At 44.0% G+C, this 250-nt stretch carries 1 pseudogene; it reads right to left on the bottom strand.

Going from position 1 to position 250, the window contains the following annotated elements:
* Positions 1 to 125 (bottom strand): annotated as a pseudogene (locus V6C16_RS14855) (IS3 family transposase); the annotation flags it as partial.
* Positions 126 to 250: the final 125 nt, after the last annotated feature.

The raw sequence follows: 250 nt of genomic DNA, 5'->3' as shown, positions 1-250 counted from the left end.
CGCTTGAGACGTTTTCGAGGCTTGATGCGCAAGTTCAGCTCCAACTCTCGGTAAATTCGATACACGCGCTTATGGTTCCAGGCATACCCTTTTACGTTACGCAAATAGAGAAAACAGAGACCAAATCATTGCTGTCCGGCTAAGGGGTAACAAAAAAGTCCAAAATCTCAGCAGTATGTGGTATAAGAAGTTACCACAACAACTTGCCACACAAGGAGATTTTGGACTTGAGCCATCATACTACACTCTT

The sequence above is a fragment of the Desulfovibrio sp. 1188_IL3213 genome (assembly GCF_036763145.1).
Taxonomy (GTDB): domain Bacteria; phylum Desulfobacterota; class Desulfovibrionia; order Desulfovibrionales; family Desulfovibrionaceae; genus Desulfovibrio.
The sequence above is the reverse complement of the archived record's forward strand: the minus strand, read 5'-3'. Positions and strand labels throughout refer to the sequence as shown.